The sequence below is a fragment of the Pelagicoccus enzymogenes genome, from assembly GCF_014803405.1.
In the GTDB taxonomy this organism is placed as follows: domain Bacteria; phylum Verrucomicrobiota; class Verrucomicrobiia; order Opitutales; family Opitutaceae; genus Pelagicoccus; species Pelagicoccus enzymogenes.
On record NZ_JACYFG010000007.1, the window covers coordinates 393,529 to 408,391 of the forward strand.

Genomic DNA, 14,863 nt, shown 5'->3' on the forward strand with positions numbered 1-14,863 from the left:
GGGCGGGTGGCTACTTCTTGAGCTTAGCTCTCAGGGCGTTGTTTACGTTGTCCGGGACGAAGCGGGAAATGTCCGCGCCAAATTGGGCGACCTGCTTGACGAGGCTGGAGCTGGTGTAGTTGTAGCCTTCTCTAGTCATGAGCAAGATGGTTTCGATTTCCGAAGCGAGGTGCCGGTTCATCAAGGCCATTTGGAATTCGTATTCAAAGTCGGATACGGCTCGCAGCCCGCGGATGAGGGCGATGGCATGCTGCTTTTTCGCGAGGTCGACCAGCAGTCCGCTGAAGGTCATGACGGTGGCGTTGGGGATCGTGGCGATGTTTTCCTCGACGAGCTTGAGGCGTTCTTCGGTCGAAAAGAAGGGACCTTTGCCGGCGTTTTCGGCGACGGCGACGATGACTTTGTCGAAGAGACGGCATGCGCGTTGGAGAACGTCGAGGTGTCCGTGGGTGATGGGGTCGAAGGTGCCCGGATATATGCCAATCTTCATAAGCCGATAAAAACGAGCAGTTTGCGGACCTGTTGGGTCCTTTGCAATGTTTGAATGGAGGGGGAAGCCTAGGGGCTAAAGTGTCGCCTGACCCTCTGGCATTCCAAGCTAGGGGAAGCTATTGTCTGGTGGGACGAGTTCACCTCGTCTGCAGCGGTTTTGCTCCTGCAGCGCGGACGACGTGGAAGTCGTCCCTCCAGGCCATAGGCAACACGGTGAAGCGCACCCGCAAGCCCGAGCGAGGTGACCCTGTCTTTGGAGTTGCGAGGGGGGAGGCTCCCTGCGAGAAGCGGGGCCATGAGTTTGGCTAAGTTTATTTTGGCGTCGCAATCACCGCGCCGTCGAGAGCTGTTGGAGCGGATTGGAGCGAATTTCGACGTGATGCCGGCGGATGTGGAAGAGTTCGAGGAAGGGCATGGCGATCCGGAAGGCATGGTACGCCACAATGCTCAGTTAAAAGCGGCTTGGATTGCCGACAAGCACCCGCAGCGTTTCGTGCTTGGCTCGGACACGACAGTGCACATCGACGGACGTGTCTTGGCCAAGCCCGAGGACTTGGAGGATGCTCGTCGCATGTTGAAAACCTTAGGCGGGCGTACTCACATCGTGTATACAGGCTTCGCTCTGATCTGCCGGAAAAGGGGAGTGGAGGTAGTGGATGGAGCGCGCAGCGAGGTGACCTTCAAGCCGCTCGACGACGCCACCATCGACGCCTATTTCGAGATCGTGAATCCGCTCGACAAAGCGGGAGCCTACGGGATCCAGGAGGGCACGGAGCTGATCATCGATTCCTTCGTCGGTTCCCATTCCAACATCATGGGTTTGCCTTTGGATGAAACAAAGGCTCTTCTGGAGCGTCACAAGCTGCTTTGACCCATCGAGCCGATGTCCGTTTCCCCGCCTCCAGACCGCGATACCAAGACCTTTGAGCATCCGCTCAAAAGGGCGGTAAAGCGTCGGGACGGCTACTCGCGAGAGCAGGTCGTGGTGGGCGTCATCGGTACGTTGCTGGCGCACATTTGGTTTTTCTACATGGTCTCGCTCGGGTTGCTCGAGACCCAGCCTTTGCCGCCTTCGGAGGATCCTTATCGCGAGTTTAGCATCGAGCTTGCGGAGCCCGAGGAGGAAGAGGAGGAACAGGCTTACACGGAGACCAATCCAGACGTGGCGGAGAACGAGCCCGACGACACCAATCGTTATGCCGCGCGCGACCAGCAAGCCGCCAACGAGGAGCGGCCGGAGGAGCTTGATCCGGAGGACAGGCCTGCGGTTGAGAGCGACGACACGGTTGAAACGGATCAGACGCTCACCGGCAGCTTGGACGAGCCGGTTTTTACGCCTCCTCCGTCCGCGGATCCCTCGGAGGAGGAAGCCCAGGAGCAACAGCAGCAGGCTTCTCAGCCGCCAAGTCCGAATCAACCGCTCTTGCAGGTTATGGATCCGAGTTCGCTCGCTCAGCGAAGGGAAGTTCCGCTCTTCGGGTCGCAGGAGGAGGCTGAAGACGAGTCGGGAATCGCCGACTACGACTACACGAAGTTGGACGAGGCTCCGACCAATGTGACCGACCTGATCGAGGGCGAGGAGGCAGAGGGGGAGGACGAGGAGACGCGTGACGAGAGCCAGGCTTTGCCCTCCAGTATTGCGAGTATGCCGATCCAGGCCATGGAGGACGGCGATGGTATCCCATCGCCCAAGGCCCGCCCGCAGTTGCCTCGTTTGCCCTCGGCTCCTACTCGCCAGTCCAAGCTAGGCGTCTCTTCGGTGGGGCAATTGGCGGTGGACGCGAAGGCGAGCAAGTTTGGCGAATACATGGAGCGCTTGATCGAGACGGTGAAGCTGAATTGGGACGACCTCGTACAGCGAAGTTCCGCGATCGAGAGGAAGAGCACGGTCAAGATTCGTTTCATGCTCAGCAGCGACGGCTACGTGACGGATATCGAAATCTTGGAAGGGACGACGGCACGGGTGATTGGCGTCCACATGTGCCGGCAAGCGATCGAGCGAGGCTCGCCTTTTGGCCCCTGGCCGGATGGGTTGGAGGACTTGTTTGGGCGGGAGGAGGACATCACCTTTACTTTCCATTACTACTGATTGGGCATGCAGAACGGGAACGCGTCGAAGGTCGAACAGTGCGTGGCGCTTTTGCATGGCCTGTGTCGCCGTTCGCATTCGATGGAGCCGCTGAGGTCCGTATTCGAGGAAAGTGGATACGTGGTGCGAAACATTGGGTATCCGTCGACTCGCTATTGCCTATCCGAACTAGCGGAGCAGACGCGGCCGGAGATTGACGCTTTGAGCAATCGTTTCAGCCAGGTGCATTTCGTGACGCATTCGATGGGAGGCATTTTACTGCGGCAGATGCAGGCGACGCGCCGCATCCGGAATCTAGGGCGATGCGTGATGCTGGCGCCGCCGAATCGGGGCAGCCAAGTGGTGGACAGGTTGCGGCATTGGGCTCCTTTTCGGTGGGTGAACGGTCCGGCGGGAGGCGAACTGGGAACGGGAGCGGACTCGGTGCCTAGGGGATTGGGGCCTGTCGACTTCGAAGTAGGGGTGATCGCGGGGAATCGCAGTATCAACCTGATCCTTTCGCAGTTGCTGCCGAAGCCCAACGACGGGAAAGTCGCGGTTTCGCACACGCAGGTCGAAGGTCAGAGAGAGTTTCGGGTATTCCCTGCTACGCATCCATTTATCATGAAAAACCAGCGGGTGCAGGCGAACGCGCTGGCGTTCATCCAGACGGGCGCTTTTCTGGCAAGCTAAGCATGGGTCGCTCGGCAACAGTCGCGGAAGTTCCATTCAGCGAGCGGCGGGAAGAGATCCGCTCCCTACGTTTCGAAGTATTCGTGCACGAGCAAGGCGTTCCTGCAGAGATCGAAATGGACGAGTGGGACGAGCGCTCGCGGCACGTGCTTGCCCAGGTGGGAGAACGGGTGGTGGGAACAGGGCGTCTTTTGCCAGACGGGCATATCGGTCGCGTGGCGGTTCTGGCGCCGTTCCGCGGCCAGGGCATTGGAGCGCTTTTGATGGGCCAGCTCATTGCGATGGGAAAGGAAGCCGGGATGGGCCGGCTGGTCTTGTCTGCCCAGACTCGAGCGGTCGCGTTCTACGAAGGACTCGGTTTCGTGAAACAGGGCGAAACCTACCAGGAGGCCGGGATCCCTCACGTGCGAATGTACTTGGATTGCTAGGGACCTCCACGATCAGTTTCGCATTCTGTTTCGTGAATGTTTCTTATAGATGCAGTCGAGAAACGTTTATTCAGCTACAGTTGGCATCAGCCCTGCTCTAAGGCCCCCAACCTGATAACTTGCTCAGAAAAGAGCACGAACTGAGAGCTGATACTATGAAGATTGAAATACCCAGAGAATGCGAGCGCCTCGGCGCGGTACAGATTTACGGCCTCCAGAAAGTTTACGAACTCGACAGCGGAGGCAATTCAGGCCGAGCGGACACCTCCCACAACGATGTAATCCGAAGCATCCCGTCCGAGGCACTCTACGAGCGACAAAAGGACATGGCCATCGTGGTGCCGGTCAAGAACGAGCGCCTCAAGCTAATCGAGGGCGTTTTGGTAGGGATTCCTCACCCATGCCAAATCATCGTAGTTTCAAACAGTCCAAGGGGACCCGTAGATCGCTTCCATATCGAAAAGGAAGCGATTACTAATTTCTGCAAGTTCACCAACAAGAAGGTGCTGGTAGTGCATCAAAAGGATGCCGCTATCGCCAAGGCGATCGAGATGGCCGGCTACGGCGAGTTGCTGGGAGAGGACGGACTCGTTCGTTCCGGCAAGGCCGAAGGGATGATCATGGGAACCTTGCTAGCGCGTTGGCTCAACAACAAGTACATTGGATTCGTCGACAGCGACAACTATTTCCCAGGCGCGGTGCACGAGTACGTGCAAGAGTACGCTGCGGGATTCGAGATGTTCGATACCAAGAGCACCTTCGTCCGTATCTCTTGGAACTCGAAGCCGAAGGTCATGGAGAATTCGCTCTTCTTCGCTAAGTGGGGCCGCAGTTCCGTGCACTCCAACAAGACTTTGAACCTATTGCTGTCTCATTTCAGTGGATACGAGACGGAGGTCGTCAAAACCGGAAACGCCGGAGAGCATGCTCTGACGGTAGACCTTGCGCTCAATCTTGAGTACGCGTCCGGTTATGCGGTGGAGACTCACCACTACGTGAACATCATCGAGAGTTGGGGGGGCATCCTGCCGCCTAACGAGGAAATTGTTCATCGTGACAAGGTGACGATTTGCCAGATCGAGTCCCGCAATCCCCACCTGCACGAGTCGAAGGGCGACGAGCATGTGGAAGACATGATCGACGCCTCGCTTTCCGTCATTTACAACTCGCCGCTGTGTCCAGAGCTTCTCAAGCGAGAAATCGCTGAAGATAGAGCCCTGCGCATGAGGCTGGAAAAGCCGGAGGGAATCGCTCCGGTTCGCGTTTACAGTAATCTTAGTAACTTAAAATTGGATACCTTCTTGGAGCACTGCGAAGCAGCCTTCAGCAGTGAGTCTGAATCCTTGTCGCTCGTATAACTCTTACGATTCATCGCTCGTATCCCCCTCGGACCCCGATAATGGAAACTAGAAAAACCGCAATTTTCACTGATTTGGATGGCACGTTGATCGATTTCAACGACTACTCCAGCGAGCTCGCTCGGCCGTATGTGCAGCGACTGATCGAGCTCGGCTACCTAGTCGTCTTTTGTTCGTCGAAGACATTTCAGGAGCAGCGAGTGCTCCAGGAGGAACTCGGTATCGAGATGCCGTGCATCGTGGAAAATGGCAGCGCTATCATTGCGCCGCCTGGTTTCTGGGACGAGTCCATTACGCCGGTTCGTATTGTCAATGGCTGGCAGAGAGTGGAGCTCGGCAAGCCGGCGGCGGAAATTCGTCAGCGCTTGGCTCGCGTCGAGTCGAAATTTGGGGAGTCCCTTCTCGGCTTTAGTCGCATGATGACGGAGGATGTCGCCAGCATCACTGGCCTGGATATCGGTTCAGCCCGTCGAGCTCAGGAGCGCGAGTACAGCGAGACCTTATCCGCGAAGCTCCCGCAGGACGTTTGGGAAAGTTTGGATTCAGCTTTTGAATACGAAGGACTCAAGTGCTTGCCGGGTGGTCGCTTTCACACTGTAATCGACAGCAGCGCGGACAAGGGCGCAGCCATTAGGAAGTTCGCAGAATTGTGGAAGGCTCAATCGAGCGAGACGCTTGTCTCTTTTGGACTGGGCGATAGCGAGAACGACCAAGAGTTGCTGGAAAACGTTGACTGGCCGCACTTGGTGAAGCGACCGAATGGGTCTTGGGCTGGGATCGACGGTCGCAGAATCGAACGCGTCAATGGCGTTGGTCCGAGAGGTTGGGTGAAGGTTGCCAAGCAGCTGTTGGGAGAGACGCCTGCCAAGGTTTAGCGAATTAGGGACGTATCAGATATTTCAAGACAGAACGTCGGGCCACTCGCGTATCTGTCTTCCCTTTTCTCAGTAGCGGGTGAGCTGGTGGTCGATGCCGCAGGGACAGCGGGAATTCAAGGTACGTCCTTGCAGTTTTGGATTTGTCTTGCCCCCGTGGTAGCTGAGGTCGAAGAGCTTCACGGACTCGAAAGCTGATTTTACGAGGATTGCGGCCGCTTCCGGCGGATCGCCATCCTTGCGTTCGGCGGCGTTTTCGAAGAGGGCCTTTACCACGCTGCTGGTGAATTCGCTTCCTTTCTCCCCTTGTGCGATTCCGAAAGCGTCCTCGAAGCTACCACCTCCCAAGGTCTCGACCGCGCTGGAATAGGTGTATTCGTTGAGCGCGCAAGCGGTGAGGACGCTCTCCGTGTTGGGAATCCGCAATAGGTCAGCGGCGAAGCCTTCTGCATTGTTGGTATCCACGATGAAGTTAAGGTGGCAGGTCTTGAGCTCGTCGAAAATGACGGCGAAGTCTTCCGGGTAAAACTTCAAGGCTGGTTTCCGGTTTTGTTCGCGACCAGCGTAGGCAAAGGGGATATCGAAAGAGACTTCTTCGCGATAGTCGGATTTCTCGAGGGAGGTTTCCCCTGTGATGTATACCAGCACCTCTTCGCAGCAGTCGTTGAAGTCTTGGTGTATGTTTATGAAGTTGATCAATTGGTAGATGCCGGCGCCTTTGGGAGCGGCTAGATCCAGGTAAGCTCGTTTCTCGCCTGTGGCTGGATCGTGGATGAACTCCTGAACGTAGTAGCCGTTCGCGGTCAAGGCTGCGGCCATCGCGTCCAAGTTGTCGATGGATTCAGGGCTTCGGCTGAGGTCGGTCAGGTTATGGATGAGCACGGCGTAGGCTCGCTGCTCGTTTGGACAGCGGTCGCTCGACATGCGGGGAGGCCAGTGTTCCGCTTTGTGAGCTAGGATGGATTCCGTGTCGCGGAATGGAGTCCTCTGTGTCCATGACTTGTCGTAGAAGACGTTCTCGTCCCGCAATAGTTCGGATGCGCTGCTCCAGATGCTCTCCTCGTTGAGGAGGGGGAGGTGGGATCTGCGGTAGACCTTGATTTTCGGTTCCTCGTAAGTGAGTACCGCAAAAGCAGTGGGATGCTTGAAGTAGGCGCCCGGCTCGTAGTCGATGAACGCGAACCATTCGTATTCGCTGGGGTGATACATCGCGGAGGAGGAACGTTCTCCGAGGGAATCGTTCCTCTTGAGCAGATCGTAGTACAAAGTTGCTCGGGCCCCGCTGCGTTCGCTCCAGTCAATTCCCTTGAGGAAATGAGACTTCGCGTCATCCACGTTGGTGACTTCCTCGATTTCCGCCGCTTTGGGGGACGGTTCTTGTCTTTGGTCGCTACAGGCCGAGAGGGCAAGAGCCGCCACGAAAAACAGCAGTTTCGCGCCTGCATGTTCCTGTTTCATGGCCTTGTTTCAAACTAGCTAATGACATGGACTTTGTAAAGTAGAAACGCTTATTTGGAAGTTGAGGTGATGGCGCGAAAAAGGCGACCTTTTCTAGGTCGCCTCAGGAGTGATTCCAGCAGGGCTTCGATTGCTCGAGCTTTCTTGGAATTGGCTACTTCTGCCGATTCAGTTCCTTAAAACCGATATCGCGACGAAGGTACTTAGACTTGAAGTCGATCTTGTCGCAGAGAGCGTAGGCTTTGTCGGCGGCGGTCTTCAGATCGGGGCCGAGGGCGGTAACGCCGAGGACGCGCCCTCCGTTGGTAACCACGTTCTTGTCCGCGTCGAACTTCGTGCCGGCGTGAAAGATGATTTCTTGCTCTCCTACGGAATCCGGGAAGGAGATAACTTCGCCCTTCGGGTAGGAGCCTGGGTAGCCGTTGCTGGCGAGCACCACAACCATAGCGTAGTCGTCTCTCACCTTGACGTCGAGTTTACCCAGCTCGCCCTTCGCGGCGGCGAGCATGATTTTCACGGGATCAGTCTCCAGGCGAGTGAGCAGCACCTGGGTCTCGGGATCCCCAAAGCGGGTATTGAACTCGAGTACCTTGGGTCCGTTCTTGGTGATCATGAGCCCGATGAAGAGGGTGCCGCGGAAGTCAATGCCCTCAGCGGCGATGCCTTCCACTGAAGGTTTTACGATGCTCTCTTCGATCTCGGCCATGAGGGCGTCGTTGATCAGGTCAGCTGGGGAGTAGGCTCCCATGCCACCTGTGTTGGGACCGATGTCGCCTTCGTAGGCCTGCTTGTGGTCTTGGCTGGTGGGGAGAATGACGTAGTCCTTTCCAGAGACGATGACGTGGATGGATGTCTCCTCGCCGAAGAGGCACTCTTCGATGAGTACTTCCTTAGAGGCGTCCCCGAATGCGCCGCCGTCGATCATGTCGGTCACAGTCTTTGTGGCTTCGTCCAAGTCCTGGGCGATGATGACGCCCTTGCCGGCGGCCAATCCGTCTGCCTTGATGACGATCGGCATCGAAGCTGTCTGAAGGTACTCGATGGCGGCTGCTGATTCCGTGAAGCTGGCGGCGGCACCCGTAGGGATATTGTACTTGAGGAGAACTTCCTTGGTGTAGTTCTTGGAGCCTTCGAGGCGTCCTCCGTCGGCTTTGGGACCGTAGGCGAGGATGTTCTCTTTTTGCAACTCGTCTACCAGGCCGAGGGTGAGGGGAACCTCTGGCCCTACGATCACGAAGTCGACTGACTCCTTCTTGGCCAAGGCGACGAGGCCTGCGATGTCGTCTGCGGCTACGTCGAAGCAATCGCAATCCGCCGCAATGCCTGGATTTCCGGGCGCGGCGATGGTGCGGCTGACCAGGGGGCTTTTCACGCACGCGGCTGCGAGTGTGTGCTCGCGACCGCCGGATCCGACGACTAGGGCTGTAAGAGGAGAGTTTTCAGACATGGGACTGGGAGTTTGGGAAGGCTACGGGGATGTCAATTGTTTTGGCTCTCCGTGGACTAGTTCAAGGCTCGGCTGCAAGACATAGGATAGACTGCTTCGATTACTGCTTGATTCGCCGGGAAGTAGGTTTTGGGATGTCTGGATCTGCACCATTGAAGACAGGCAAAGGGATGAGCGCAATGTCGCGCTGTGAGATGTCCCGAAAACGAGTTGAGAAATGAGCCAATTGTCAGAGGTGCCTTAAGCGTATGGAGGAAGGAATCATATCTCGAAGTGTCGAGCTCGCGGAGCGTTGGCAGAAAGAAAGCAACCGTCTCAAGACGAAGCGTCAGCTGGAGTTTGACGAAAAGGTGGCAAAGATGGTGCGCAATCCGGTTAACAAAGTTTTCCTTACGGAGCTCATCGACCAGAGTTTCCGTCCGCGCGAAGCGAAGCGGGTCGCCGATCAAATCGGGTATTTGCTAGGCAAATACAAGAACGTCGACTTGTTCGATGCCTTCGAGTCGCTATTGATCGAATTGTTTAACAAGGTAGGCAAGCGGGTTCCCGGCGTATCGGTTCCAGCAATTGTCGGGCGAATCAGATCGGAGACTTCCGGGGTGATTCTGGAAGGGGAGGAAGAGGCCCTCGCCAAGCACGTTAGCCGTCGGAAAAAGGAAAAGATCGGGTCGAACGTCAACATAATCGGAGAAGCCTTGCTGGGAGAAGAAGAAGCGGCGAAGCGTATCCAAATTTACAAGGACGCGCTCGATTCGGATTCTGTTAACTATCTTTCGATTAAAATTTCGACCATCTACTCTCAGATCACGCCGCTTGCGTTCGAAGAGACCGTCGAGGTTTTGGTCGAGCGTTTGAGCGAACTTTTTCGCAGCGCCCAGAAGAACCGTTTTGCAGCGGAAAACGGGGAAATGCAGCAGAAGTTCATAAACCTCGACATGGAAGAGTACAGGGATCTCGCTCTCACGGTGGAAGCGTTCCAGCGGACTCTCGACCTTCCGGAATTCAAAGGCCTGAGGGCAGGAATCGTCTTGCAGGCGTACCTCCCGGACACCTACGAATGGCATCGAAAGTTGACGGAGTGGGCCAAGGCCCGCGTCGCCGACGGCGGAGCTCCCATCAAGATGCGAATCGTGAAGGGGGCGAACATGGATATGGAGCAAACAGAGTCGTCTATGCGTGGATGGCCTCAAGCTCCCTATCATGAAAAACTGGATACGGATGCCAACTACAAGCGAATGCTGCGTTATGCGCTCCAGCCTGAGAACGCGCGCTGTGTCGAACTAGGAATCGCTTCGCATAACCTGTTCGAATTGGCTCACGCCCATCTTTTAGCGGAGGAACTGGGGACTTCGCAGCATTTGGTTTTCGAAATGTTGGAAGGCATGGCCGATGCGACGGTGAAGGCCTTGAATAACGAGGGCAGGCCGATCCTTCTTTACGCTCCGGTCGCGACCAAAGCTCACTTCACCCACGCGATTGCCTATTACGTGCGTCGTCTTGACGAGAATACCAGCCCGCAAAACTTCCTGACGCATAGTTTCAACTTGGAACCGGGCGACGAAGATTGGACCTTCTTGGCGAACCAATTCCGCTTTTCCTTCGGACGGATCAGTCGTTTGAGAGGCGAGCCGTTTCGCTTGCAGGACAGGCTCAACGAGCAGAGCGGTCGTTCGCGGTCAACCTTCCAGAGCGACCGGTTTCGCGAGGAACCGGATACGGATTGGACATTGGCTGCCAATCGCGATTGGGCAGAGCTTATTCGTGGCAAGTGGAAAGCGGTACCCAAGGGCAAAGTTGAAGAGATCCCGATTTCCGTTGGGGATGAATTCCTGTATGAGGGATTGGATACGCAGGAAATAATCGACCATTCGCAGTACGAAGAGAACTTGCCAATTGCTCGTTACGCGCTTGCGAGAATCGATGATATCGACAGGGCGATGGAGATTGCGGCGTCGGACGCGAGCGGCTGGGCCAGAATGGGCTCGTCTGAGAGGCATGAGATTTTGAGCTCCGCGGCGGAGGAATTACGGCAAGCGCGCGGAGACTTGATAGGAGTCGCGGCAGCGGAAGTGGGCAAGCTCTTCAGCGAGACGGATCCGGAAGTCTCGGAGGCGATCGACTTTGCGGAGTTCTATCCATTTGCGATGCGCCGTTTCGAGGAGCGAGCCAATCTGAAGTTCAGAGGAAAAGGAGTGGGCGTTGTCATTCCTCCGTGGAATTTTCCGATCGCGATCCCCGCTGGCGGCGTTTTAGCCTCTTTGGCTGCCGGTAACAACACGATCATAAAGCCGTCGCCGCAAGCGACCTATTGTAGCTGGCTGATATGCCAAGCTCTTTGGAAGGCGGGAGTGCCTAAGTCAGCATTGCAGTTTTTGCCTTGCCGCAATGACCCGGAAGCAAGCCATATCGCGATGCATCCAAAAACTGCATACGTAATTTTCACGGGCAGCACGCGCACCGCTCTCAACATGCTGAAGAAACGTCCTCAACTTCCGCTCTATGCCGAAACGGGAGGCAAGAATGCGATGATCGTCTCGTCGATGGCGGATCGCGACAAAGCGATTGCGGACATTATCCAGTCAGCCTACGGAAATTCCGGACAAAAGTGTTCCGCGACCTCGTTGGTCATCTTGCAGCGTTCGCTCTTCGAAGACGAAGCGTTCCGTTCTTCGTTGGTGGATGCAGCGAAGAGCCTGCCAGTAGGCTACGCATGGGATTTCAAAAGCAAGTTTGGACCCTTGGCGAATCCGGTTGGAGGGCCCTTAAAGAAAGCGATCGAGTCTATCGGCAAGGACGAAGAGTGGGCGCTTCGTCCAGAGCTATCGGAAAAGGATCCGCACATGGTAACTCCGGGAATCTTGTGGAACGTGACCCAGTCGTCTTTCTGCTACCGGAAGGAGCTCTTTGGCCCAGTGATTGGCGTAATGTGCTACGATAGCTTGGACGAGGCCATTCGCTTGGTGAACGAAACGGACTACGGTTTGACCTCTGGTATCCACTCTTTGGACGAACGGGAAATCGCTCAATGGCGCGAGGCGATCCGAGCTGGTAATCTATATATCAACCGCGGCACGACGGGTGCGATCGTTTTGCGTCAACCATTCGGTGGAATGGCGAAGTCGGCGATCGGTCCTGGTGTGAAGGTCGGCGGTTGGAATTATCCCTTGGAGTTCTGCGATGCCGAAGAGACAGGCTTGCCGCGGGATCGCCGACCAAACGACCCGCTGTTGACTCGATTCGATTTTATGATCGAGAGCTTTCCCGACGAGATCGACGAGATCGAAGCCGCTCGTTTGAGGGCGGCCTTCGAGAGTTCGCTTTACGAGTACGAGAATGTTTTCAGCAAAATCGAAGATTACTTCAAGATACGCGGTGAAACGAATCAAAGCCGGTATTTGAAAATCCATGACATGGCAGTCCGTATCGAGGCTTCTGATTCGCCCTTCAGCATTTTTTCTCGGCTTTTTAACGCCTACATTTCCAAGACGGAGCTCACGATCAGCGTTTCGCCAGATGTGCAAGAGGAACTGAGGGATTGGTTGCGAATGCACGCTCCGGACCTCCTGGCGGAGTTCATTGTCGAGGCGCAATCAGAGCTTTGCGCTCGCATGACTGAATACGAGCGGATCCGTTTCGCGAGCTCTGAGCAAGTCTCCGATGAGATTTGGAGCGCGGCCGCTAAGCGGGGCATCTATGTGGCTGCCAGTCCGCCATTGATCGATGCCCGATTGGAGCTGTTGCTCTACTTCCGAGAACAGTGCGTGACGCACTGCTACCATCGCTATGGAAATCTGGGTCAGCATCAGCTCGACGTCCATGCTGCGGATGTGCTGGCGCCTGGCGCGCTGCCTGAAGAAGTGTATGTATCGAATGGAGACGAGGAAAGCGAGGAGGACGACGAATAGGGCGGCTAGTCTTCGACATTTGCAATCCGTTACCGGGTCCGCCACTCTCCTTGTATCGGGAGAGTGGAGAGCCTTGCAGGTAGCTTTTGCTCTGTTCCGCGCTCTACAAGATCTGTAAGCTTTTCCGGTAGAAGTTTATGATCTCCTCGGAATCACCGCAGAAGAGGAGTTGTTCCTTCATCCAAGCAGGCATGCGACCGTCGGAAACCAGTTGGCTGAATTGCTCCTCCAATTGTTTCCAATAGGTGTCGTGGTAGAAAACGTAGGGTACGCGTGGCCGGATCCCGAGCTTCATGTTGCATAGCTCGATCCCTATTTCTTCCATCGTGCCTGCACCTCCCAGGTTGAAGATGCAGAAGTCAGCCACCTGGAACCACTTCTGGCGGTTATGTCGGTTTGTTTCCTGGAATGTGTTGAAAAAGTTGACGCCAACTTTCGGGGGCTGAGCTTCGAGCTCGAGGAAGGCGGCTCCTGTGAGGCAACCGCGGTGCCGGGCGACGTCGTTGGCGAGGCCCATTACTCCCTCGCCGCCTCCGGTAAGGATGCCCACGTTATTGCCGAAGAAGTCGGTCATGCGGACTACCAGTTCGCTGATTTTGCGTTCCTCCTCGGGGTCCATCTCAAGAGCGGAGCCGTAAAACGCCAGGATGGTGCAGGCTAGGAATCGTTCCACTTCCTCTTCGCGAATGAAGTAGCCGTGGTCGTGCTTGTAGGCGTGGACGTAAAGGTCGTCCAAGGTCAGCCAATACACTTTGATACCGAGTTGCTGGTAGGTCTCGAGGTGCGAGTGCGCTTCGTTGGTTAGGAAAAACTCTTGGAGGGGCGTGGCTTTGCGAAAAACGATGTTTTTCAGCTTGAGCCGGTTGATGTTGGCTAAAATTTCAATGTGCTCCGCCAGGCCAGGGAAGTAGTCGAGCACTAGGGTGTCGGCTTCTTGGTCTCCTTTGCGCAACGCCTGGTTTACAGTGCGGAAGCCGAAGTGTCCGTTACGAGCGACGCGTTTGAGCTCTTCCTTGATCGCGTTGTCCGCTCGGATAAGGATACTTTGGTTGTCTGTCTTGGCGCTTTGTCCGCGTAGCGATATGTCGGTCGTGGGGCGAAGGCGGTCGAATTGCTGTTTTGGCTTGGCGTCAAGCTGGCGGTAAATCTTGTCGAGGTTGGAGAAGAATACCATGCGTTGGTCGCGTTTTTCAGCGATGCGGTCGCGATCGAAATGCGGCGCGTGGTAAACCTCGATCGAGACTACCGGGTTGATTACCGGCTGGTCGCTTCGATTATAGATTTCGAGAATGACGCCGGTGCCGAAGGTCTTGATGGGGTCGAGCAGGACGGCTCCGGAATGCAGGCCGAAATTTCCTTCGCCTCGATTGAGCACGACGTAGTGCTCTTTTAGGTACATCGAGCAGCTTGTGAGCAGTCCGGAGTGCGGTTCGATGGAAACCACGGAAAGGTCCTCTCGCTTTTGGACCTTGTCGAGAAAGGTTCGGGGGAGCAGGCCTTTGACGAGGCGCAGGTGGTCGAGCTCCGTTACGTTTTTGGGAAGGGTATACTGGACTTTGTGGGGAGTGAGGAAAACGCGGCCGAATCGATCGATGGAAGTTGTATTCGGCAGTTTGATACGATTTTCCTGCAAGGCTTGCCAAATCTCGTCGGACGAAAGTTTTTGATTTTCGGGAGCGTAAAAAAGGCGACCAGCGGCGATCCCTGTTTGCAGGAGCTTGTCGGCGTAGGGAGCGCAGGGAAAGTCGGTGTCGTAGACGAAGGCGGTTCCTTCCAATATCAGGCGGTCGCGATTGATGCGGGGCGGGTGCGGGGTGTAGATCTCGATGCCGATACGGGCGAGCGAACTGCGTTCGCTGAATTGGATATGTTCGAGACGTTCTGAAACGAAGGCCACTTCCGATTCGGAACGCAGTTTGAAAGTGATCGTGAGGATGACGTTGTTTGGCTCGGACGATTTCTTGATGGAAGTGATGAGTCCGTCATCGCTGATCCAGAAGGATTCTTGATTCATATGTGTTTGGCTGGGGTTGCTTGGGATTTTGGATATTTACAAGCCTAGTCAAATCCCTTCGACTGGCAAGCACTGCTCCCATCTCATGCTTCAATGAGCGAGGATTAATGTATTGATGACTAATA

11 protein-coding genes are annotated in these 14,863 nt (G+C 55.7%); 7 read left to right on the forward strand and 4 right to left on the reverse strand.

Features of this window, described 5'->3' with window-relative positions; translation table 11 throughout:
- Positions 1-10: 10 nt before the first annotated feature.
- Positions 11-490: a pantetheine-phosphate adenylyltransferase gene (gene coaD / locus IEN85_RS07690; RefSeq protein WP_191616500.1), complete on the reverse strand. Its 480-nt coding sequence runs from the start codon at positions 488-490 to the stop codon at positions 11-13.
- 297 nt (positions 491-787) lie between these two features.
- Here coaD and IEN85_RS07695 point away from each other — a divergent pair, with 297 nt between their 5' ends.
- The 6 genes from IEN85_RS07695 to IEN85_RS07720 all read left to right on the forward strand — a co-directional run bounded on the left by IEN85_RS07695 (position 788) and on the right by IEN85_RS07720 (position 5,914).
- Positions 788-1,363, forward strand: coding sequence for a Maf family protein (locus IEN85_RS07695; RefSeq protein ID WP_191616501.1), 576 nt, complete (start codon positions 788-790; stop codon positions 1,361-1,363).
- A gap of 12 nt (positions 1,364-1,375) precedes the next feature.
- Positions 1,376-2,581 carry an energy transducer TonB family protein gene (locus IEN85_RS07700; protein WP_191616502.1) on the forward strand — a complete coding sequence of 402 codons (1,206 nt, stop codon included), beginning with the start codon at positions 1,376-1,378 and terminating at the stop codon, positions 2,579-2,581.
- A 6-nt stretch (positions 2,582-2,587) separates the two neighbouring features.
- Positions 2,588-3,253, forward strand: a complete 666-nt coding sequence (locus IEN85_RS07705) for an esterase/lipase family protein (protein WP_191616503.1) — start codon at positions 2,588-2,590, stop codon at positions 3,251-3,253.
- Between the two features lie 2 nt (positions 3,254-3,255).
- A complete protein-coding gene (locus IEN85_RS07710; RefSeq protein ID WP_191616504.1) occupies positions 3,256-3,681 on the forward strand; it encodes a GNAT family N-acetyltransferase in 426 nt (141 codons plus the stop codon).
- A gap of 155 nt (positions 3,682-3,836) precedes the next feature.
- Positions 3,837-5,039 carry a mannosyl-3-phosphoglycerate synthase gene (gene mpgS, locus IEN85_RS07715; protein ID WP_191616505.1) on the forward strand — a complete coding sequence of 401 codons (1,203 nt, stop codon included), beginning with the start codon at positions 3,837-3,839 and terminating at the stop codon, positions 5,037-5,039.
- 41 nt (positions 5,040-5,080) lie between these two features.
- On the forward strand, positions 5,081-5,914 hold the full coding sequence (locus IEN85_RS07720; protein ID WP_191616506.1) for an HAD-IIB family hydrolase: 834 nt from the start codon (positions 5,081-5,083) through the stop codon (positions 5,912-5,914).
- 69 nt (positions 5,915-5,983) lie between these two features.
- Here IEN85_RS07720 and IEN85_RS07725 read toward each other — a convergent pair whose 3' ends face one another.
- Positions 5,984-7,372 carry a hypothetical protein gene (locus IEN85_RS07725; RefSeq protein WP_191616507.1) on the reverse strand — a complete coding sequence of 463 codons (1,389 nt, stop codon included), beginning with the start codon at positions 7,370-7,372 and terminating at the stop codon, positions 5,984-5,986.
- A gap of 154 nt (positions 7,373-7,526) precedes the next feature.
- On the reverse strand, positions 7,527-8,819 hold the full coding sequence (purD, locus tag IEN85_RS07730; RefSeq protein ID WP_191616508.1) for a phosphoribosylamine--glycine ligase: 1,293 nt from the start codon (positions 8,817-8,819) through the stop codon (positions 7,527-7,529).
- A 248-nt stretch (positions 8,820-9,067) separates the two neighbouring features.
- Between purD and IEN85_RS07735 the strand changes: the two genes are divergently transcribed.
- Positions 9,068-12,724, forward strand: coding sequence for a bifunctional proline dehydrogenase/L-glutamate gamma-semialdehyde dehydrogenase (locus tag IEN85_RS07735; RefSeq protein WP_191616509.1), 3,657 nt, complete (start codon positions 9,068-9,070; stop codon positions 12,722-12,724).
- Between the two features lie 103 nt (positions 12,725-12,827).
- On the opposite strand, the gene IEN85_RS07740 is transcribed toward IEN85_RS07735, so the two are convergent.
- A complete protein-coding gene (locus IEN85_RS07740) occupies positions 12,828-14,738 on the reverse strand; it encodes an LOG family protein (protein WP_191616510.1) in 1,911 nt (636 codons plus the stop codon).
- Positions 14,739-14,863 lie beyond the last annotated feature (125 nt).

Bases quoted from the DNA above. Each gene is read 5' to 3' on its own strand.
- coaD (WP_191616500.1), bottom strand. From the start codon at position 490: ATGAAGATTGGCATATATCCGGGCACCTTCGACCCCATCACCCACGGA.
- IEN85_RS07695 (WP_191616501.1), top strand. From the start codon at position 788: ATGAGTTTGGCTAAGTTTATTTTGGCGTCGCAATCACCGCGCCGTCGA.
- IEN85_RS07725 (WP_191616507.1), bottom strand. From the start codon at position 7,372: ATGAAACAGGAACATGCAGGCGCGAAACTGCTGTTTTTCGTGGCGGCT.
- IEN85_RS07700 (WP_191616502.1), top strand. From the start codon at position 1,376: ATGTCCGTTTCCCCGCCTCCAGACCGCGATACCAAGACCTTTGAGCAT.
- mpgS (WP_191616505.1), top strand. From the start codon at position 3,837: ATGAAGATTGAAATACCCAGAGAATGCGAGCGCCTCGGCGCGGTACAG.
- purD (WP_191616508.1), bottom strand. From the start codon at position 8,819: ATGTCTGAAAACTCTCCTCTTACAGCCCTAGTCGTCGGATCCGGCGGT.
- IEN85_RS07705 (WP_191616503.1), top strand. From the start codon at position 2,588: ATGCAGAACGGGAACGCGTCGAAGGTCGAACAGTGCGTGGCGCTTTTG.
- IEN85_RS07710 (WP_191616504.1), top strand. From the start codon at position 3,256: ATGGGTCGCTCGGCAACAGTCGCGGAAGTTCCATTCAGCGAGCGGCGG.
- IEN85_RS07740 (WP_191616510.1), bottom strand. From the start codon at position 14,738: ATGAATCAAGAATCCTTCTGGATCAGCGATGACGGACTCATCACTTCC.
- IEN85_RS07735 (WP_191616509.1), top strand. From the start codon at position 9,068: ATGGAGGAAGGAATCATATCTCGAAGTGTCGAGCTCGCGGAGCGTTGG.
- IEN85_RS07720 (WP_191616506.1), top strand. From the start codon at position 5,081: ATGGAAACTAGAAAAACCGCAATTTTCACTGATTTGGATGGCACGTTG.